The organism is Leyella stercorea (assembly GCF_021531655.1).
On record NZ_JADYUF010000003.1, the window covers coordinates 1 to 20,722 of the forward strand.

The following is a 20,722-nucleotide window of genomic DNA, read 5'->3' on the forward strand; positions in this document are numbered from 1 at the left end:
CCCCAGTAGGGAGGGGAGTGGTATGAAAGGCTAATCAAAAAACCTAAAGCCCTACCCCGGCCCCTCCCCAGTAAGGAGGGGAGGGGTATGAAAGGCTAATCAAGAAAACTAAAGCCCTACCCCCAGCCCCTCCCCAGTAGGGAGGGGAGTGGTATGAAAGGCTAATCATGAGGATTCAATATAAAATAAAACGAGAATATAAAATTAAATAAAAACAAGCAAATAGAGCACATCTCTCCCCTCCCTACGGGGGAGGGGCTGGGGGTGGGGCTTCTTACTACATCATTATGAACAACAACATCAAATTCTCCTATCCTTCTTCAGAGAAGGTGTACATGAAGGGAGAAATCTACAAGGACCTGCGTGTAGGCATGCGCATGGTTCATCTGAAACCTACAGTGAAGATTGTAGGCGGCGAGCGCATTGAGACACCCAACGCTCCCGTCTACATTTACGACACAAGTGGTCCGTACAGCGACCCTAACATCGAGATCGACCTGAAGCGCGGACTGCCTCACTTGCGTCAGGCTTGGATCGACTCACGCAAGGAGGGCGATACACAGATGTCGCTTGCACGCCAGGGCGTGATAACGCAGGAGATGGAGTACGTAGCGATTCGTGAGAACATGAACTGCCGCGAACTTGGCATCGAGACCCGTATCACACCGGAGTTTGTACGCGACGAAGTGGCAGCAGGACGCGCCGTCATACCCGCAAACAAGAAGCATCCGGAGTCAGAACCGATGATTATCGGCACCAACTTCCTCGTGAAAATCAATACAAACATAGGCAACTCAGCCATCACTTCGGGCATTGACGAGGAGGTGGAGAAGGCCGTGTGGAGCTGCAAGTGGGGTGGCGACACTCTGATGGACCTCTCTACGGGCGACAACATACACGAGACACGCGAGTGGATTCTGCGCAACTGCCCCGTACCAGTAGGCACCGTGCCTATGTATCAGGCTTTTGAGAAGGTGAACGGCAAGGCCGAGGACCTGACATGGGAGGTATTCCGCGACACACTCATCGAGCAATGCGAGCAGGGCGTAGACTACTTCACCATCCACTGCGGCATCCGTCTGAAGAATATCAACCTCGCCGACACACGTCTGACGGGCATCGTGAGCCGTGGCGGCAGCATCATCTCTAAGTGGTGCAAGGTGCATCAGGAGGAGAGTTTCCTCTATGCTCACTTCGACGACATCTGCGACATCTGCGCCAAGTATGACGTTGCCATTTCGTTGGGCGACGGATTGCGCCCCGGTTCTACCTACGACGCCAACGACGCAGCACAGTTTGCCGAACTCGACACAATGGGCGAGCTTGTAGAACGTGCTTGGGCTAAGGGCGTGCAGGCATTCATCGAGGGTCCGGGACACGTGCCAATGCACAAGATAAAGGAGAATATGGAGCGCCAGATAGAGAAGTGCCACGGTGCACCCTTCTACACACTTGGCCCGCTCGTAACCGACATTGCTCCTGCCTACGACCACATCACATCTGCCATCGGTGCCGCTATGATAGGATGGTACGGCACAGCCATGCTCTGCTACGTAACTCCGAAGGAACACCTGGCACTGCCCAATAAGGACGATGTGCGCACTGGCGTAGTGACATACAAGATTGCTGCCCATGCAGCCGACCTTGCCAAGGGTCATCCGGGTGCCACAATACGCGACAACGCTCTGTCGAAGGCACGCTACGACTTCCGCTGGAAGGACCAGTTCAACCTCTCGCTCGACCCAGAGCGCGCCGAGGAGTACTATCGCACAACCAACAAGGTGGACGCCAACTACTGCACCATGTGCGGACCTAACTTCTGCGCAGCACGTATCAGCCACACACTTTGCGACGAAACCAAGTAATAAAATCAACAATTAACAATATAAAGCAATGATTGAAACACAAGTATCAAAAGGTATTATCACTACCTATTTTGACAAACTCCAGAACAACCTCGACCTCGACGTCGCTATCGTTGGCGGCGGTCCGTCAGGTATCGTAGCAGCCTACTATCTTGCCAAGGCAGGACTGAAAGTAGCACAGTTCGACCGCAAGCTGTCGCCTGGTGGCGGTATGTGGGGTGGTGCAATGATGTTCAACCAGATTGTTATTCAGGAAGAGGCAATGGACATCGTTAACGACTTCGAAATCAACTACCATCCGTTTGAAGACGGACTCTACACCATCGACTCTGTAGAGAGCACATCATCGCTGCTGTATCACGCAGTACACGCCGGTGCAACCATCTTCAACTGCTACTCTGTAGAGGACGTTGTGTTCAAGGAAAACAAGGTGAGCGGTGTTGTAGTAAACTGGACTCCGGTATTGCGCGAGGGTCTGCACGTCGATCCGCTTAACATCATGGCCAAGTGCGTTATCGACGGTACAGGTCACGACTCAGAGATGTGCAAGGTTGTAGCACGCAAGAACGGCATCCGTCTTGAGACAACAACAGGCGGCGTTATCGGCGAGCGTTCACTCGATGTAGAGGAAGGCGAGCGTCAGGTAGTAGAGGGCACACGCGAGATTTATCCGGGTCTGTACGTTTGCGGTATGGCATCTTCAGCCGTAGCCGGCACTCCACGTATGGGACCTATCTTCGGCGGTATGCTCATGTCAGGCAAGAAGGTTGCCGAACTGATTATCGAGAAACTTAATAAGTAGTTCTTTATATAGTTGAGAATTGAGAGGTGAAAGTTGAGAGTTATGATATGCTTTTCTATTTATGCATTATAAATAATGTTGATATATGTAATCATAACTCTAAACTTTCAACTCTCAACTATAAACTTATCATAACTCTCAACTTATCATAATTCTCAACTAATGAAAACCATCGCCATCACCCTATCCCATTTTTTCACAGACGAAGCCTCAGCCATCAACCGCCTGTTTGAGAACGGCATCGACTTGCTGCATCTTCGCAAGCCCGACTCGCAAGCTGAAGAATGCCGACAATTGCTTGAGGCAGTAAACAAGCGATGGCTGCAACGTATCGTCGTACACGATCATTTTGAATTGTGCAAGGAATTTCAGTTGCACGGCATCCACCTCAACCGCCGCAACGATACCGTTCCAGCCGACCATCATGGCAGTCTGTCGTGCTCATGCCACTCATTAGAGGAAGTAATAGAGCGCAAGCCTAAGATGGACTACGTATTCCTTAGTCCTATATACGACAGCATATCCAAGCAAGGCTACCATTCGGCATTCTGCGACGAGGTCCTGCGCCAAGCATCGGCACAAGGCATTATCGACCACAAAGTAGTGGCATTGGGAGGCGTCACACGCCAGCGTATTCCACAATTGGAGGAATACGGATTCGGAGGCGCAGCCATGTTGGGCGATATGTGGAAGGACCTGCCATAATAATTACAAAGAAAGGGTTGAGCATCTCGTTTTTTATTTGTACTTTTGCCATGTTATTTATCGACTAAAAAACATGGAACAAACAGGATTGAAGAAAGCATTCATACAACTACACTTGAGTGTAATGCTTGCAGGTTTTACAGGATTATTCGGCAAGCTCGTTACACTCAATGAGACAACTCTTACATGGTATAGACTCGTATTCACAACGATGATTCTGCTCGTATTTACGGGTCTGCCACGTGTTGAATTCAAGAAATTTCTGAAAATAGCCGGTTGCGGCACATTGCTCGGTTTGCATTGGATATTATTCTATGCGTCCATCAAAGCGAGTAATGTATCAATCGGTGTTGTGAGTTTTGCCAGCATCTGCTTCTTCACATCCATATTCGAGCCGATGATACTACGCAAGCGATTTTCGATTGTTGATATGCTATTGGCACTTATCACCATTGTAGGACTGGCTTGCATATTCTCGTTCGACACCCGCTACCGAACAGGTATCATCATCGGCGTACTATCGGCAGCCGTGTGCTCGCTATATGCCATAACCAACAAGACGGCTTGCCAGAACATCAAGTCGCGCACCGCACTATTGTATCTGATGGTGGGCGGACTGATAGGTGTGAGCATCATCATACCGTTCTATCTGATGATTTATCCTTCGTCACAACCCGTTATGGTAATACCCGAAGGCGATAACTTATGGTGGCTTCTGTGTCTTGCATTGTTCTGCACGGCAGGTCTGTATCTCCTGCAAATCATTGTGCTAAAGAAACTCTCGGCATTCACCGTCAACCTCACCTACAACCTTGAGCCATGCTACACCATTCTCATAGCTTTCGCTGCATTCGGTGAGGGTCGTGAGCTGAACGTTTCATTCTATGTAGGCATCACAATGGTGATACTGAGCGTGGTATTGCAGAATCTTATGGCTTCAAGACGAAAAGAGAATACGAAGAAATAACCTCAAAACGACTAATCACATTACAATAATATATGATAGTATACATTATTTTAGGCATAGCTGCTGTAGTCATGGCAGCGGTAGGATATCTGTTGGGAAGCAAGAGCCAGACCGAACAAATCAAGACGCTGACATCCGAACGCGACGTACAGAAAGCTTATGCCGACAACTATAAAGCATCGCTCGAAACCGAAACTGAGCGCAACAGACAGAAAGAAGCCGAACTGAAAGAATCGTTCGACCGACAACTGGCAGACTTCAAGGAGGCGTACGACAAGCAGCTTGCAGAGCTGAAGGACTATCACGACAAGCAACTTGCACAAACAAAGGACAATGCCGACAAGCAGATTGAGACGTTGAAACAGATGAACAAGGAGCAGGTTGACAATCAGCTCCAGCTCATTCGCGAGCAGATGCAGACCACGTCGGAGGAAATTCTGAAGCGCCGTCAGGAAGAACTGGGTGAGCGAAACAAGGAGCAGGTATCGAAGATTATTGACCCTCTGCAACAAAGTCTGAAGGATATGCAGGAGGCTTTCGACAAATCGAAGGAACAGCAGAGCGAAGCTCTAACCCGTCTTGACGAAACCATTAAGATTAATATGCAGAAGAGTGTGGCATTAGGCGAGACCGCCGACCGACTGACCCGTGCACTAACCGGCGAGGTGAAGGTGCAGGGCAACTTCGGCGAGTTGAAACTGAAGCAGCTGCTCGAAGACCTCGAACTGAAGGAGGGCGAACAGTTTGACACACAAGAGACCCTTAAAGACAAGGCAGGAAAGACGGCTAAGGGCGACGACGGAAAGGGACTGATACCCGACTTCATACTACACTTCCCCAACAATCGCCACGTCGTGGTTGACTCCAAAATGTCGCTGACCGACTACGAGCGATACATGAACGCCGATGACGGAACGCCAGAGAAGAGCGAATATCTGAAGTCGCACATCGCAAGCGTAAGAGCGCAGGTGAAGCGACTGGCAAAGAAGGAATACACCAAGTATCTGCCAAGCGGATACAACAAACTCAACTTCGCCATAATGTACGTGCCTATTGAGGGTGCGCTCAATCTCGCATTGCTCAACGACAGTACACTGTGGCGCGAGGCTTACGACGAAGGAGTGATGATACTTGGTCCGCAGACTATGTACATGAACCTGCGCGTGTTGGAAATGATGTGGACCCAAGTGCGACAGCTCAAAAACCAGCAAGCCATGATTGATGCCGCCAACACCGTTATCGATCGTGTGCAGGACTTCGGTATGCGATTTGGCGATGTTGAGACAAGCATGAACGACACCATAAAGAAAATCGCTAAACTGAAAATAACAACCGCCGACAGTGGCGCAAGCATCATCACTGCCGCCCGCAACCTGCTCAAGGCTGGTGCAAAAGAAAACAAGAAGAAGAAGTCGCTTGCCGAAATGGATGATTCAATGTTTATCGAAGCAGATGCATCAGCTGTTTTATAAATATTATATTCAAGTTTAGCAAGTTCAGAAGTTATAGAAGTTAAAGAAGTTATAGGAGTTATAGAAGTTATAGAATTTAAAGCCGTATGCCTTACAGCTGAATATTCAGCAAAAAGAGTAATGGCTATAGCTCGGCTTTGCCGCTTGCCTTAGCAAGAATTTCTAGCGACTGAAGGGAGCGCAGCTTCCTTCAGCTTTGTGAAAAACTTCTTTAACTTCTGAAATCTATGAACTTGCTAAAATTCAGTATTATATTATTTGGGAAAAACTTTATTTCTGTTTTTCTCCAGAAATATATTCTATTATTATTGTCCGGTAAACAATTAGCACCATTATATTGCTTTATTGTTCAGTATTTTATTGCAATATTTTCCAAATGGAACTTGCTATATACCATGCTGGCTGAGCCATATTATCAGTTTTACCAGACAGCAATAATTAAATGTATCTTACAGGTCATCATTAACATTTTGAAAGCGGAATAATGAATACGTTATCGTTGGCAGATGAATACGTTATCGTTGGCAGATGAATACGTTATCATTGGCAGATGAATACGTATTCGTATTAGGAGACAGATGAATTCAAATCATTCTTTACAACATCAAACACCATATCGCCATCAATATCAAAATATCCATGAGCTATATGATTACGAATACCAATAACATCCTTCCAAGGAAAATGTTAATGATTTTGCGAATTGACAAAGAAAACACATCAATTATTTTATTGCAATATCTATACAGTAGTTGAATAGTTCAACTCTTTGCTAAAAAAACTACTATAATCTGCCTATATGTGCGAGAAAATCTGTAAGTTTGCAACATAATATCAATTTATCGGAAAATGACTTATACTATTGAAAAAGTAACAACGCTCATAGGAGCCCATCGCTTCGGCAATGCCGACGCCAACATAGGGTTTCTGCTAACAGACAGCCGCTCGTTGTGCTTCGCCGAGGAGACATTGTTCTTCGCCCTGAAGTCGGGACGTGGTGACGGTCATAATTATATTTCCGACCTCTACAGACGCGGAGTGCGCAACTTCGTGGTGGAACATGTGCCATTGGACTATGCCACTACCTATGCCGACGCCAACTTCCTGCGTGTGGAGAACTCGCTTGTAGCATTGCAACGACTTGCCGAACGCCACCGCGACGAATACAACATTCCAATCGTAGGCATCACTGGTTCGAACGGCAAGACCATTGTTAAGGAATGGCTCTACCAACTCCTGTCACCCGAAATCAACGTGACACGCTCGCCACGCAGCTACAACTCGCAGATTGGAGTGCCTCTGTCGGTATGGCTCCTAAACGAGCAGAGCCAGGTGGGAATATTCGAGGCTGGTATCAGCGAACCGGGAGAGATGCTCGCACTGCGCGACATCATACAGCCTGATATAGCCGTACTGACATTCATCGGTGATGCACATCAGAAGAATTTCGAATCGCTTGAAGAGAAGTGTCGTGAGAAAATTCTGCTCTTCCACGATGCCAAGACCATTGTATACTGCAAGGACGACACTCTTGTTGACAACGTAGTGAAGAGCTTCGACTATCGTGGCGACAACCTCGCATGGTCAATGAAAGACCCCAAGGCTGCTCTTTTCGTAAAGAAAGTGGAGAAGAAGGACTTCACATCTACTATACATTATATATATAATGGTGAAGAAAGCGAATACGATCTGCCGTTCATCGATGAGGCTTCAGTGCGCAACTCTGTAACAACTGCTGTCGTGGCACTGCACCTCGGACTCTCGCGCGAGCTTCTGGCAGAGCGCATGAAGAATCTGGAACCGATAGCTATGCGCCTGGAGGTGAAAGAAGGACAGCACGGATGCACGCTCATCAACGACTCGTACAACTCTGACATCAACTCGCTCGACATTGCTCTCGACTTCATGAACCGCCGCCCCGACCATAAGGGACGCAAGCGCACACTCATTCTGAGCGACATATACCAGACGGGCGAACCGCTTGAGCAACTCTACAAGGAGGTGTCGAAACTCAGCGTGCAGCGTGGTGTGAACAAGATTATAGGTATCGGTCCGCAGATTATGGATTATGCCGACATTATAAAGGTGCCCGAAAAGTTCTTCTTCCATGACGTTACATCGTTCATCCACAGCACTGTGTTTGAGACATTGCGCGACGAGGTGATTCTGATTAAGGGCGCACGCCGCTTCGGATTTGACAATATCACCGAACTGCTTGTGCAGAAGGTACACGAGACTATTCTCGAAGTGAACCTCTCGAACGTTGTCAAGAACCTCAACTTCTACCGCTCGTTCATGAAACCCGAGACCAAACTCGTGTGCATGATAAAGGCAGATGCCTACGGAGCCGGTGCAGTGGAGATAGCCAAGACTCTGCAAGACCACCGCGTAGATTATCTGGCTGTGGCAGTGGCAGATGAGGGCGTGACACTGCGCAAGAACGGTATCACATCGAACATAATGATTATGAACCCCGAAATGTCGGCGTTCAAGACCATGTTCGACTACGATCTTGAACCAGAAGTGTACTCGTTCCGACTGCTTGACGCTCTTGTGCGCGAGGCTCAGAAGAACGGCATCAACAACTTCCCCGTACACATCAAGCTCGATACGGGTATGCACCGCCTCGGTTTCGACCCATTGAAAGATATGCCTGAGCTTATCGACCGTCTGCAACATCAGTCGGCTTTGATACCACGCTCTGTATTCTCACACTTCGTAGGCAGCGACAGCGACTCGTTTGACGAGTTCTCAGCCCATCAGTTTGAATTGTTCGAGAAGGGCAGCAAGCAACTCTGCGCCGCATTCCCGCACAAGATACTGCGCCACATAGACAATTCGGCAGGCATAGAGCACTTCCCCAAACGCCAGCTTGACATGTGCCGACTCGGACTTGGACTCTACGGCTACGACTCACGCGACAATTCGATGATCAACAACGTGACTACGCTGAAGACCACAATACTGCAGATACACGACATTCCTGCAAACGAAACAATCGGTTATAGCCGTCGTGGAACACTGACACGCGATTCACGCATTGCAGCAATACCTATTGGTTATGCCGACGGACTGAACCGCCACTTAGGCAATCGCCACTGCTACTGCCTCGTTAACGGCAAGAAGGCTGAATATGTAGGCAATATCTGCATGGATGTGGCAATGATAGACGTGACCGACATCGACTGCAAAGAAGGCGACCAGGTGATAATCTTCGGTGAAGAATTGCCCGTGACAGTATTGTCAGATACTATTGACACTATTCCATACGAAGTGCTGACCGGTATCAGCAACCGAGTCAAGAGAGTGTACTATCAGGACTAAAGTACTGAGCGTCGAAAACATAAAAATAAAAAACATCCAACAACAATACAACAACCGAAAGAACATTACGCAGTACAAACGTAAGCAGAACGACATTGTACTTGTTGTTAAATGAAAAGCGGTTGCATGCAGTCCCTTGCTGGGACTTCATGCAACCGCTTTCGCGTAAATATATATGAATTGAAAGTTTGTACTAATTGAAGTAGCAAATTACTTTGTAAGGAACATATTGTCGTTTACAACGAATGCCTGAGCAACTGAAACAACGCATGCCAATACTATCAAACTTATAATCATCATAATTCTGTTATCCTTTCTCTATTTTTTGTTGTTTATCACTGTGTTATCCTTCTCCCGTGTTTTTCTTAAATGTGTGTCTAGACGTTCTTCATGTGCAACTCTGCGAGAGAGTTACTTCATGGCGTTCATCTTGTTGTTTACAACTACTGCCTCAACTACGGCTGCGCAGCAAATTGCAAAGATAAATCCGAAAATCATCATAATACTAATCCTTTCTTTAATTTTGTTATCCTAATCCTTTTACCTATTATAGGCATAATGCCTATTGAAGTGAAGCCTTTTTGTAGCCCTTTCGTTTTTACATGTGCAAAGTTAATGCCTTTTGTGTTCGCGCACAAGCGTTTTAGCAATTAATTGCGCGCTTGTCTTATATTTATTGATGTGCGTCAACGGTTGTCGTAAATTTGCAATAAAATAGCAATTGTTTTGCCAAATTTGGCAGAAAACAGGCTCCAAAAACCATGACAGGCAGACAATAAAGATGTATTATAGCAACATAATATACGTATCATGGCAGCAGATTTAGAGCATTCAGATGGTCATTGTATTAAAGTTTTTAGTAATTTTGCCCTCTGTAAGCCCCCACAAATATAAATAACCAATAATAAACGACAAATAATGAAGGATGTACCTGTATTGCTGCTCACCGGTTATCTGGGCAGCGGAAAGACAACATTGGTAAACCGTATCCTCGCAAACGAGAAAGGAATCAAGTTTGCGGTTATCGTCAACGACATTGGCGAGGTGAATATTGATGCCGACCTGATACAGCAAGGCGGCGTTGTCAATCAGAACGATGACAGCCTTGTGGCTCTGCAGAACGGCTGCATCTGCTGCACGCTGAAGATGGACTTGGTAGAACAGCTCAACGACATTGTTGCCGAACAGCGTTTCGACTACATCGTCATCGAGGCAAGCGGAATATGCGAACCTGCACCTATAGCCCAGACCATCTGCTCAATACCTACATTAGGGCCGAAATACATCAAAAACGGTGTGCCACGCCTTGACAGTATAGTGACCGTAGTGGACGCTTTGCGTATGAAGGATGAGTTCGGTGGCGGCGACAATCTGCAGAAGCAGAACCTCGACGAAGACGATCTTGAGAACCTCGTAATACAGCAGATTGAGTTCTGCAACACCATATTGCTCAACAAGGCATCGGAGATTTCGCCCGAAGAGTACGCCCATCTTGTAGACATAGTGCGTGCATTGCAGCCCAAGGCGGAGATTATACCGTGCGATTACGGCAATGTAGACCTCGACTTGCTGCTCAACACCCATCGCTTCGACTTCGACGAAGTGGCTACATCGGCTGCATGGATTGACGAGATAGAGCACCATCACGGCGACGAACACATCGACGACGACGATGATGACGACGATGACGACCACGAACATCATCATCATGACCACGAGCACGGACATCATGACCACGAGCATGAGCATCATCACGACCACTGTCATTGTCATCACGGCCACGACCATGAGGGCGGTGAGGTTGAGGAATACGGCATCGGGACATTCGTTTATTATGCCCGCCGACCGATGGACATGAACTTCTTCGACAACTTCGTTTGCAAGCTGTGGCCCAAGAACGTGATACGCTGCAAGGGATTGTGCTGGTTTAAGAACGAGCCTGACATGTGCTACATCTTTGAGCAGGCTGGTCGACAGATGGGACTGAAGAATGCAGGACAATGGTATGCCACAATGCCTGAGGACGAACTGCTCCCGCTGCTTGAGCGCGAAGAGGGATTACGACGCGACTGGGACGAGAAGTATGGCGACCGTATGCAGAAACTGGTGTTCATAGGACAGAAGATGGACAAGAAAGCCATTTGCGATGCGCTCGACATGTGCCTCACCGACTAATTACACCTTATTATATATATACACAAAAGGGGTTCGGCAGAAATTTGCCGAACCCCTTTTGTGTATATAAAATTGCCGATTGACAACATTAAAGTTATCGATTAGCTCTATTAAAGTTGTCGTTGCACATTACTTTGTTGCCTTAGCCACCTGTGCCTTAGCCTTAGCCATAGCCTTGTCGAGCGCAGCCTGAGCCTTCTTCTGGGCAGCAGGAGTCTGAGCCTTCTTTACGTTGTCGTAGAGATTCCAGAGCTTGAACTTGGCAGTAGCGCTCTTCAGAGCCTTTGTGAAGGCAGCAGCCTCAGCCTCTGTCTGTGCTTCCTGCTCAGGAGTAGCATAAGCGTGCTTGTAGCCCTTCTGCTTGTTCCACAAACCACGTGTGAAGTCAGGGAATGTAACGGGAGCGCAGTCGTTGTCCATAGAGATAGCACCGAGCTCAGCGATGGCACACCACTCAGCCAAGTCATATACGTCCATATCGAGCGGCAAACCATTCTGCAGACAGTAGATGAGGCGAGCGCACATGATGAAGTCCATACCGCCGTGACCGCCAACTTCCTTGGCGAGCTTGCCGAACTTCTTCAAGATTGGGCTTTCGTACTTCTCCTCAAGAGCCTTGCGCTGTGCATCGGGCATGAAGCCGTGTGATGTGAGGTCGTCAACCTTAGGAGCGTTGCCGGTAGCGGCAAGCTGCTTAGCGTCGACAGCATATCCCTCAACAGGATACTTATTAGCGAAACCGCGGGTACCAGTGAGCTGATACAGACGGCTGTACGGCTGCGGATTCATCACGTCGTGCTGCAACTCGATAACCTTATGGTTAGCGGTGCGGATAAGAGTAGTAGTGTGGTCGCCGTTGCGGAAGTCGTTGCAGGGCTTGCCGGTCTTCTTCTCTACGAGCTCCTTGCCATGAACGCTCTTAGTATCCATAGCCACGAGAGTAGTCATGCGGTCGCCACGGTGAATGTCGAGAGCCTGAGCAACCGGGCCAAGGCCGTGAGTAGCGTAGATATCGCCACGGTTCTCGCGGTTGTACTTCAGACGCCAGCCGAGCTGTTCGGGATCAGATCCGTTTGGATTCTTCCAATAATAATCCCAGAAATCATCGAGATTGTGGATGTAAGCACCCTGAGCGCGCAGAATCTCGCCAAATACGCCAGCCTGAGCCATATTCAGAGTACGCATCTCGAACCAGTCGTAGCAGCAGTTTTCAAGAATCATACAGTTGAGCTGTTTCTGCTCAGCCAGGTCAACCAGTTCCCAGCACTCCTTGAGGTTCATTGCCGAAGGCACCTCATCTGCCACGTTCTTGCCGTTCTCGAGTGCACACTTAGCCACGATAGCATGATGCTCCCAGTCGGTAGCGATATAAACGAGGTCGATGTCGGGGCGCTTGCACAGCTCCTCATATCCCTTCTCGCCATAGTAAACGGCAGCCGGAGCCAATCCGTTCTTGCGCAGACGCTCGTTCTGCTTCTCTGCACGCTCCTTAACGAAGTCGCAAAGAGCAACTACTTCAACACCAGGGATAAGGCTGAAGTTCTCAACAGCACCAGGACCACGCATGCCAAGACCTACGAGACCGATGCGTACGGTCTTCATCTTAGGCAAAGCCAGACCCAGCACGTCTTTCTGTCCGGCAGGACGTTCGGGAGTTTCAATAACGATTTTACCCTTGTTCCAATGCCACTTGGTATTGGGCGAGAGCGACTGTGCATTTGCTGTCAGGCTTCCAAACGAGAGGAATGCAGCAAAAGCCAAACCAATAAATTTAAACTTTCTCATAAAATTGATGTTATTAGTAATATAGTTTTAGTAAGTTGCAAGTTATAAAAAGCAATGCAAAGGTACACCAAACTTTACAAAAAACGAAATAAAAGGAGTCCTTTTTCAATATTTTGCCGTACATTTGCACGTATGAACGAAACTTATCTAAATACAGACTTAAGCCAAAAGCGCATTGCGGTGCTGCTTTCGGGCGGTGTCGACAGCTCGGTAGTGGTTTACGAGCTGGCGCGCAGAGGCTTACACCCCGACTGTTTCTATATAAAAATAGGTCCGGAAGAGAAGGAGGAATGGGACTGCACGTCGGAGGAAGACCTCGAAATGGCTACTGCCGTAGCACGCCGTTACGGATGCCGGCTGGAAGTGGTCGACTGTCATCGCGAGTATTGGGACCAAGTGACGCGCTACACGATGGATAAGGTGCGCGCCGGATTGACACCCAACCCTGACGTGATGTGCAACCGGCTCATCAAGTTCGGAGCTTTCCATGAGAAGCGCGGACACGAATACGACCTCATTGCTACCGGTCATTACGCCCAGACCGAAGTGGACAGCGAGGGAAGGAAGTGGCTCGTAACGAGTCCCGACCCCGTCAAGGACCAGACTGATTTCCTTGCACAGATAGAGTCATGGCAGCTTCAGAAGGCGATATTCCCCATAGGCCATTACGAAAAGAACGAGGTGCGTGCCGTAGCCGAGCGCGAACATCTTATTAATGCCAAGCGCAAGGACTCGCAGGGCATCTGCTTCCTCGGTCAGATAAACTATAATGAATACATACGCCGATACTTGGGCGAGTGTCCAGGCGACGTTATCGAGATGGAAACGGGCAAATGCATAGGCGGACATCGCGGATTGTGGTTTCACACTATAGGCCAACGCAAGGGCTTGGGATTCGGTGGCGGACCGTGGTTTGTAATCAAAAAGGACGTAGAGCGCAACATTCTCTACGTGAGTCACGGCTACGACCCGCAGACTGCATACAAAAAAGATTTCCCCGTACACGACTTCCACTTCCTGACATGCGAAGTTCCGATGCACAGTGTGACGTTCAAGATACGCCATACGCCCGATTATCATCCTGCCACCATCGAACGATTGGACGACGGCCGACTGATGATTCACTCTGACGATGCCATTCATGGAGTGGCACCGGGACAGTTCTGCGTGGTGTATGACGAACATCACCACCGCTGCTACGGCTCGGGAGAGATTACGGTATAGACAGGTGAAGGTTTGAGAAGACAATAAAAGCAGGCAGAAAACCCAATAACACAATATAAGAATGTGGGCAAGACTCACTAGCAGTACGCCCCGAAGGGGTAGAAGCACATAGCCCAGGGCAGCGCCCTGGGTAAAAGTATCGCAAATAACAATGCGCCCTGTAAGGGCAAAAGCGTTAGTTATCAATGCTTTTGCCCTTACAGGGCGTTTTGCTTTTATCAATCCGTACACCCAGGGCGCCGCCCTGGGCTATGTGCTTATTGGGCTTTCAGCCCGTATAATTGACATTACTAACATTGGGACTACAAACGTCGCACAAGTCTGAAAATTTAATAAATCAGCGTACCCGATATACACCAGTAGCTATTGCTACCGCCTTCGGGTGCTCCCTGCGGAATCTTTACGCACAAGGTGTGCTTGCCCGCCTTCAGATTACCCACATATATATATTCTGGATTGGTCATTGTGCCTGGGCACCAGTTGGAGCGGCTCAGGTCGGACGAGCTTTGTCCGTTTGAGAAATTGCCCGAACATGGGTTCCAGTTGCGGTATGTGCCACAGTCGTCGCGCCAAGGAATGAAGCTTATTACTTTCTGTCCGTCGACGTAGATGGTGTTCACCTTCTGGTTGAACTCGTCGCCGCCGCCCCATCCGCCGTGTCCGGTGGTGAGATAGAACAGACGTGCGTCCTTGACATCCTCCTTCAGTTCGAAGCTGACATTGAGCGAGTCGTCGAGCATGAATATAGGATAAGGCTGACCAGCCTGTTCCATATAGTTGACCGTATTGAACAGAGGCAGAGTCTTGGGCATGTCGCGTTCGCCCTCAGGATAGTACTTAAGCTTAAGACTCAGACGATGGCCCTTGGCATCCCAGTTGCCTATGTAGGCACCAATCCACACTTCGCCCTTGAGCTGCTCAGCCACGCTCGTCACCTCAGCCTTGTACAGTACTGAGTCTGCCCATGTCTGTCCGGGCACCTTATTATGATTGTACTTGCGCACGCCGAAGCCCGTGAAGAATCGCATCAGCTCAAGCGGAACGTCATAACCAGTTGTTGACACCAGACCATGATAGTCGGTCTGACCGCTCTTGAACGACGGCACGCTGTTGAGATTGCGCAGAGCGTCGAGGAACGACTGCTCCTTGCCGGTAGGAATCATGAAGATTGAGCCGGTACGGTCGTAGGCATCGCCGTCAGAATACTGTACAGCCTCAATGAATACCGAACGATCCTTGATGTTGTCGGGCAACTTCACCTTCTTCAGTACTATTGTTCCACCAGCTGCTGCATAAACCTTGCCCTCCTCGAGTGTCTCGGGCAGCTTGGCGCCATTGAAACAGATGGTCTGCTGATCGAACACCGGAACGCTGATGACGCCACTCTGATTGATGGCATACGAGTAGTTGCTGTTGTCGAGATAGTGTCCCCATTCGGTTGGCAGGAGCGGCGACTTGTCCTTAAGTGCCTTTATGTCGACAGCCTCCTGCACAGAATCGCCGTTGCGCACTACGCGCAGCACGAGTCCGTCGGGCACGCCGCGCCACGTCTGCGGAGTTCCGCGAAGGGCTATGTCGTTGGTGTACCATACGTCGATGGTATTGGAGTTGACCACAGTGCGCACCACCTTGCAGTTGAGTCCGAGATACTTCTCGGTCTTGACATCGGTGAATCCCTCGCCATACTCAAACGGGGCGTTGGTGTAGACCACCTCGTTGTTGGGCATGACGGCACGACGATAGCTCAATCGACGGCTATAGTCGATGTAGGTATCCTGGCGCAATGTGTTGGCTTTCGGCTCGACAACCTTGCCCTCGGGCGACAAATTCTGAAGCTTGACATGGTCGCCGCAGACCGACATCATTACACCTCCGGGGCGTGGCTTGCCCTTGTACACAGAGCGATAGGTTACGGTTATGCCAGTAGCTTTCTTCAGTTTCTTGGCATAGTTTTGTGCCTGGGCTGTGGCGAGAAAGCACAGTCCGACAACAAGAGTAAATAAAGTTCTTTTCATATTCTTGATAATTTGTATTTAATGGTTAGTCAGGTTTTGCGAGCACAAAGTTAGTATAAAATTTTGGAATTCAACGGCAAGAAGCCTAAAACATAACCTCTGAAACGGCACTCAAAAACGTCGGCTTTTCAAAAGGAGTCCTTTTGCATTGCAAATGGAGTCCTTTTACACAGCAAAACGAGTCCTTTTGGAGTGCAAAAGGACTCGTTTTGCAACCCAAAAGGACTACATTTGAAATAACGCTGAAATCAGGCGCAAACTCCACGGCAATAGTTTTGCAATCTTGCCGTTTCTGATTACCTTTGCAAGCGGACTCTTACATCTGCAAATCGGCAGTAGGCACACGGCTCCACGCGAAGTCTCCGACAAGGTCTTTAGCCTCAACGGGGCTGTCGTCAGGCTGGAGTCCGGCTGCATGGGCAAGCATTCCGATAATCTGCCGCGCACTGTAATGCGCACGCAGCGACTCCATGTCCATACTGCGGTCGCGCTTTGACAGGCGCTGGCCGGCACTGTTGCACAGCAAAGGCAGATGGACGAATCGCGGAGGAACAAATCCCAGCTGCCGAGCCAGATATATCTGCTGTGGCGACGAGAGCAGAAGGTCGCGTCCACGCACAACCTCGTTGATGCCCATCAGCGCATCGTCCACTACGACTGCAAGCTGATAAGCCCACGCTCCGTCCTTGCGGCGCACGATGAAGTCGCCGCATTGTGTGGTGAGGTCGACGGTGTGCGTGCCGTAATGTCCGTCGCTGAACGTTACCAAGCCCTCGCCTTCGTCGGGTACCTTCATGCGAATGGCAGCCGGACCGGAATGAACACCAGGCGGCAGATTGCGGCATGTGCCCTTGTACACTACCCTACCGTCGCTCTCGTGCGGTGCCTGCGTGGCCATGATGTCGGCTCGTGTGCAATAGCAAGGATAGGTCAGCCCGCGCTCGCGCAGCTGCTGGAGACAGCGCTCGTATATCGCGCCACGCTCACTCTGCCAGTATGGACCCTCGTCCCAGTCGAGTCCGAGCCAGTGAAGGTCGTCCATTATCAGTTCGGCATACTCGCGGTGCGAGCGCTGAGGGTCGATATCCTCTATGCGCAACAGCCATGTGCCGCCCTGCGACTTAGCCGAAAGCCACGACAGCAGAGCGCTGAACACGTTGCCCAGGTGCATGCGTCCCGTTGGCGACGGAGCGAAACGGCCCTTCACCTTCGGCTGCAAAGCTTCTGTATAATCAGTATTTTCAATCATCCGACAAATCTGTTTAAATAATGTATGTGCCATATCAGGGTCTGACACGGAGTGCAAAATTACTGCATTTTCCGCTAACAGAGACCCTACAGTGGCAATAATTCAACAATAATGACACTCGAAGAATTCATCAACCAATGGCAATCGACCTCGCCGACGCTGCTCGTACACACAAGCGGATCGACCGGTAAGCCAAAACCAATGCTCGTAGAGAAACGCCGTATGGAAGCTTCGGCTCGCATCACGTGCCAGTTTCTCGGTCTCAAGCGGGGCGATACGGCTCTGCTATGCATGCCGCTCGACTATATTGCGGGCAAGATGATGGTGGTACGCGCCATCGTTTGGGGATTACGACTGATAGACATTCCGCCCTGCGGTCATCCGCTTGCGCAGATTGACACGCCGCCCGTATTCGCAGCCATGGTGCCTATGCAGGTGTTCAACAGCATGCAGGACGACGGCGAACGCCAGAAGCTGTGGCAAATCAGGCATCTCATCATTGGAGGCGGAGCCATAAGCGACGACATGGCAGCCCAACTGCGGCTTCATCCGGGCGCCGTGTGGAGCACATACGGCATGACCGAGACGCTGTCGCACATCGCCCTGCGACGCCTGAGCGGTGCGCAAGCCAGCCAGTGGTATGAGCCTTTCGACGGAGTAAGTGTGACGACCAATGCCGAGGGATGTCTGGTGATAGACGCTCCAGCCGTATGCGCACAGCCGCTGACCACCAACGACATTGCCGAAATAGCTTCCGACGGACGACGCTTCAGAATACGCGGACGCAAGGACAACGTGATTTGCAGCGGTGGCATAAAACTGCAGATAGAAGAGATGGAAGCCAAGCTGCGGCCATACGTCAATGTGCCGTTTCTCATCACCAAACGCGCCGACCCGAAATTCGGCGAGACGGTGGTGATGATAGCCCAAACCGACAACCTCGACGCACTCGAAACAATCTGCAAGGAAAGGCTCAACAAGTACGAGCAACCGCACGATTTCATAGCCGTAGACAGCATTCCAACCACCGAAACGGGCAAGCCAGCACGTGCCAAGGCTATGGAAATAGCCCAAACACGCTAATTATCCTATTATAAAATGCAAAAAACGAGCACCCTTTCAGAATTATTTAGTAAATTTGCACGTGTATTGTACCACAATACATGCCCGACATTACACCTTATTATATATAAGGTGCTGACGAATGCGTGTGTATGGCCAACCAAATAAAAGAAAAAAACAAAAAAATAGATATAATACGAATATGAACGTTTTAGAACTTAGTGAACAAGAGATTGTAAGAAGACAGAGCCTGCAGGAACTGCGCAACTTGGGCATCGACCCATATCCAGCAGCCGAGTTCCCAACCAACGCCTACTCAGAGGATATCAAGAACGAATTCAAGGACGAGGACGAAAAGCGCGAGGTAGTCATTGCCGGACGTATGATGAGCCGTCGTGTAATGGGTAAGGCAAGCTTCGTGGAGCTTCAGGACTCAAAGGGCCGCATTCAGGTGTACATCACACGCGACGATATCTGCCCCGACGAGGACAAGACTCTGTACACTACAGTGTTCAAGCGTTTGATGGACATAGGCGACTTCATCGGTATCAAGGGCTACGTGTTCCGTACACAGACCGGCGAAATATCAGTACACGCACAGTCGCTCACCCTGCTCTCGAAGAGCTTGAAGCCGCTGCCTATCGTAAAGTATAAGGACGGAGTGGCTTACGACAAGTTCGACGACCCCGAGCTGCGTTTCCGTCAGCGCTATGTTGACCTTATCGTAAACGACGGTGTTAAGGACACATTCCTCCAGCGTGCCACCGTAGTGCGCACACTGCGCAAGGTGCTCGACGAGGCTGGATACACCGAGGTTGAGACTCCGACACTGCAGTCAATCGCAGGCGGTGCTTCGGCTCGCCCGTTCATCACCCACTTCAACGCTCTCGACCAGGATATGTACATGCGTATCGCTACCGAGCTTTATCTGAAGCGTCTGATTGTAGGTGGTTTTGAGGGTGTGTACGAAATCGGCAAGAACTTCCGCAACGAGGGTATGGACCGCAACCACAACCCGGAGTTCACCTGCATGGAGCTGTACGTACAGTACAAGGACTACAACTGGATGATGTCGTTCACAGAGAAGCTTCTTGAGACCATCTGTATAGCCGTAAACGGCAAGCCAGAGCGCGAAATTGACGGCAACATCATATCATTCAAGGCACCTTATCGTCGTCTGCCTATCCTCGACGCTATCAAGGAGAAGACCGGATTCGACTGCAACGGCAAGACCGAAGAGGAAATCCGCGCATTCTGTCTGGAGAAGGGCATGGACGTAGACGAGACAATGGGCAAGGGCAAACTCATCGACGAACTCTTCGGCGAGTTCTGTGAGGGCACCTTCATACAGCCTACTTTCATCACCGACTACCCCGTTGAGATGTCGCCTCTGACAAAGATGCACCGCTCAAAGCCGGGCTTGACAGAGCGTTTCGAGCTTATGGTGAACGGCAAGGAGCTTGCCAACGCCTACTCTGAGCTTAACGACCCGATCGACCAGGAGGAGCGCTTCATCGACCAGATGAAGCTCGCCGACAAAGGCGACGACGAGGCTATGATCATCGACCAGGACTTCCTGCGCGCCCTTCAGTATGGTATGCCTCCTACATCGGGCATCGGCATCGGTATCGACCGCCTCGTGATGCTCATGACCGGCAAGACATTCATCCAGGAAGTACTCTTCTTCCCGCAGATGAAGCCCGAAAAGAAGATGCCACAGAGTACCATCAAGGAGTGGGCAGAGATTGGCGTTCCCGAGGACTGGGCTTACGTTCTGCGCAAAGCAGGCTTCAACCTCATCTCAGACATCCGCGAACAGAAGGCACAGGGCTTGCAGCAGAAGATTGGAGAAATCAATAAGAAGTACAAGCTAGGCTACGAACGCCCAAGCTTGGACGATATCCAAGCTTGGATTGACAAAAGCAATGTTTAATTATTAATGTTTAATGTTTAATTATGAGCGAAGCTGGTGATTTGCTCCAAACCAAAAGTATGGGATTGGCAATACGTATTGTCAATCCGTACAAATGGTTATTACAACCCAATGGACATTAAACATAAACAAAAGAACACAAGC

14 protein-coding genes and 1 pseudogene are annotated in these 20,722 nt (G+C 49.6%); 11 read left to right on the top strand and 4 right to left on the bottom strand.

The annotated features are described in order from the left end of the window. Positions 1-287: 287 nt before the first annotated feature. From thiC to rmuC, 5 genes are all read left to right on the top strand, one after another. Positions 288-1,865, top strand: coding sequence for a phosphomethylpyrimidine synthase ThiC (thiC, locus tag I6E49_RS01405; protein ID WP_235400050.1), 1,578 nt, complete (start codon positions 288-290; stop codon positions 1,863-1,865). Between the two features lie 28 nt (positions 1,866-1,893). Next, on the top strand, positions 1,894-2,667 hold the full coding sequence (locus I6E49_RS01410; protein WP_235400051.1) for a sulfide-dependent adenosine diphosphate thiazole synthase: 774 nt from the start codon (positions 1,894-1,896) through the stop codon (positions 2,665-2,667). 162 nt (positions 2,668-2,829) lie between these two features. Continuing rightward, positions 2,830-3,372, top strand: a complete 543-nt coding sequence (locus tag I6E49_RS01415) for a thiamine phosphate synthase (RefSeq protein WP_235400052.1) — start codon at positions 2,830-2,832, stop codon at positions 3,370-3,372. 73 nt (positions 3,373-3,445) lie between these two features. After that, on the top strand, positions 3,446-4,339 hold the full coding sequence (locus tag I6E49_RS01420) for a DMT family transporter (protein ID WP_235400053.1): 894 nt from the start codon (positions 3,446-3,448) through the stop codon (positions 4,337-4,339). A gap of 32 nt (positions 4,340-4,371) precedes the next feature. Beyond that, positions 4,372-5,811, top strand: a complete 1,440-nt coding sequence (gene rmuC, locus I6E49_RS01425; protein WP_235400054.1) for a DNA recombination protein RmuC — start codon at positions 4,372-4,374, stop codon at positions 5,809-5,811. A 567-nt stretch (positions 5,812-6,378) separates the two neighbouring features. Here rmuC and I6E49_RS14385 read toward each other — a convergent pair. Then, a pseudogene (locus I6E49_RS14385) lies at positions 6,379-6,480 on the bottom strand (HepT-like ribonuclease domain-containing protein); the annotation flags it as partial. 180 nt (positions 6,481-6,660) lie between these two features. Here I6E49_RS14385 and I6E49_RS01430 point away from each other — a divergent pair. Both I6E49_RS01430 and I6E49_RS01435 read left to right on the top strand, forming a co-directional pair. Next, a complete protein-coding gene (locus I6E49_RS01430; RefSeq protein WP_235400055.1) occupies positions 6,661-9,135 on the top strand; it encodes a bifunctional UDP-N-acetylmuramoyl-tripeptide:D-alanyl-D-alanine ligase/alanine racemase in 2,475 nt (824 codons plus the stop codon). Positions 9,136-10,053: 918 nt separating this feature from the next. Then, a complete protein-coding gene (locus I6E49_RS01435) occupies positions 10,054-11,310 on the top strand; it encodes a GTP-binding protein (RefSeq protein WP_235394224.1) in 1,257 nt (418 codons plus the stop codon). A 129-nt stretch (positions 11,311-11,439) separates the two neighbouring features. On the opposite strand, the gene I6E49_RS01440 is transcribed toward I6E49_RS01435, so the two are convergent. Further along, positions 11,440-13,095 carry a Gfo/Idh/MocA family protein gene (locus I6E49_RS01440; RefSeq protein ID WP_235400056.1) on the bottom strand — a complete coding sequence of 552 codons (1,656 nt, stop codon included), beginning with the start codon at positions 13,093-13,095 and terminating at the stop codon, positions 11,440-11,442. Between the two features lie 132 nt (positions 13,096-13,227). On the opposite strand from I6E49_RS01440, the gene mnmA reads away from it, so the two are divergent. Together mnmA and I6E49_RS01450 are read left to right on the top strand one after the other, a co-directional pair. Further along, entirely contained in the window at positions 13,228-14,319 is a 1,092-nt protein-coding gene (gene mnmA / locus I6E49_RS01445; RefSeq protein ID WP_235400057.1) for a tRNA 2-thiouridine(34) synthase MnmA, read from the top strand. A gap of 151 nt (positions 14,320-14,470) precedes the next feature. Further along, positions 14,471-14,644 carry a hypothetical protein gene (locus I6E49_RS01450; RefSeq protein ID WP_235400058.1) on the top strand — a complete coding sequence of 58 codons (174 nt, stop codon included), beginning with the start codon at positions 14,471-14,473 and terminating at the stop codon, positions 14,642-14,644. Positions 14,645-14,648: 4 nt separating this feature from the next. Here I6E49_RS01450 and I6E49_RS01455 read toward each other — a convergent pair whose 3' ends face one another. Together I6E49_RS01455 and gluQRS are read right to left on the bottom strand one after the other, a co-directional pair. Continuing rightward, positions 14,649-16,334, bottom strand: a complete 1,686-nt coding sequence (locus tag I6E49_RS01455; protein WP_235400059.1) for a PNGase F N-terminal domain-containing protein — start codon at positions 16,332-16,334, stop codon at positions 14,649-14,651. A 316-nt stretch (positions 16,335-16,650) separates the two neighbouring features. Then, entirely contained in the window at positions 16,651-17,583 is a 933-nt protein-coding gene (gene gluQRS, locus I6E49_RS01460; protein WP_235400060.1) for a tRNA glutamyl-Q(34) synthetase GluQRS, read from the bottom strand. A gap of 111 nt (positions 17,584-17,694) precedes the next feature. Between gluQRS and I6E49_RS01465 the strand changes: the two genes are divergently transcribed. Together I6E49_RS01465 and lysS are read left to right on the top strand one after the other, a co-directional pair. Next, positions 17,695-18,666, top strand: a complete 972-nt coding sequence (locus I6E49_RS01465) for an AMP-binding protein (RefSeq protein ID WP_235400061.1) — start codon at positions 17,695-17,697, stop codon at positions 18,664-18,666. Between the two features lie 181 nt (positions 18,667-18,847). Beyond that, entirely contained in the window at positions 18,848-20,578 is a 1,731-nt protein-coding gene (lysS, locus tag I6E49_RS01470) for a lysine--tRNA ligase (RefSeq protein ID WP_235400062.1), read from the top strand. The last annotated feature ends 144 nt before the right edge of the window (positions 20,579-20,722 follow it).

Bases quoted from the DNA above. Each gene is read 5' to 3' on its own strand.
- mnmA (WP_235400057.1), top strand. From the start codon at position 13,228: ATGAACGAAACTTATCTAAATACAGACTTAAGCCAAAAGCGCATTGCG.
- I6E49_RS01440 (WP_235400056.1), bottom strand. From the start codon at position 13,095: ATGAGAAAGTTTAAATTTATTGGTTTGGCTTTTGCTGCATTCCTCTCG.
- I6E49_RS01415 (WP_235400052.1), top strand. From the start codon at position 2,830: ATGAAAACCATCGCCATCACCCTATCCCATTTTTTCACAGACGAAGCC.
- I6E49_RS01455 (WP_235400059.1), bottom strand. From the start codon at position 16,334: ATGAAAAGAACTTTATTTACTCTTGTTGTCGGACTGTGCTTTCTCGCC.
- I6E49_RS01430 (WP_235400055.1), top strand. From the start codon at position 6,661: ATGACTTATACTATTGAAAAAGTAACAACGCTCATAGGAGCCCATCGC.
- I6E49_RS01410 (WP_235400051.1), top strand. From the start codon at position 1,894: ATGATTGAAACACAAGTATCAAAAGGTATTATCACTACCTATTTTGAC.
- I6E49_RS01420 (WP_235400053.1), top strand. From the start codon at position 3,446: ATGGAACAAACAGGATTGAAGAAAGCATTCATACAACTACACTTGAGT.
- I6E49_RS01450 (WP_235400058.1), top strand. From the start codon at position 14,471: ATGCGCCCTGTAAGGGCAAAAGCGTTAGTTATCAATGCTTTTGCCCTT.
- gluQRS (WP_235400060.1), bottom strand. From the start codon at position 17,583: ATGATTGAAAATACTGATTATACAGAAGCTTTGCAGCCGAAGGTGAAG.
- I6E49_RS01465 (WP_235400061.1), top strand. From the start codon at position 17,695: ATGACACTCGAAGAATTCATCAACCAATGGCAATCGACCTCGCCGACG.
- I6E49_RS01435 (WP_235394224.1), top strand. From the start codon at position 10,054: ATGAAGGATGTACCTGTATTGCTGCTCACCGGTTATCTGGGCAGCGGA.
- rmuC (WP_235400054.1), top strand. From the start codon at position 4,372: ATGATAGTATACATTATTTTAGGCATAGCTGCTGTAGTCATGGCAGCG.
- lysS (WP_235400062.1), top strand. From the start codon at position 18,848: ATGAACGTTTTAGAACTTAGTGAACAAGAGATTGTAAGAAGACAGAGC.
- thiC (WP_235400050.1), top strand. From the start codon at position 288: ATGAACAACAACATCAAATTCTCCTATCCTTCTTCAGAGAAGGTGTAC.